At 63.5% G+C, this 230-nt stretch carries 1 protein-coding gene; it reads right to left on the bottom strand.

Annotated features, from left to right (window positions below):
- Positions 1 to 230, bottom strand: a 230-nt coding sequence (locus AC0KVN_RS27790; protein WP_483656895.1) for a hypothetical protein, incomplete at both ends; no start/stop codon positions are given.

Here is a 230-nt window from a genome sequence, read left to right on the forward strand (position 1 = left end):
GTGACGTACTGGTGAACGTTAGAGGCGGTCACCGCAGAGACAGCCACGCCGGTCTTCTGCGCCACAAATGCCTGCAGTGCGTTGTAGCCCTCACCGTTGATCCCGCTGAAGCTCACCAGGTCGCCGAACAGGATGTCGTTGCCGTCGCCACCGCTGACGGTGTCCGCGCCCGGCAACGTCGCCTCGGTGTGGCCGAGGATAGCGTTGGCGAGGTCCTTCGGATCGATGTT

It is taken from the genome of Sphingobium sp. SG1 (genome assembly GCF_057063145.1).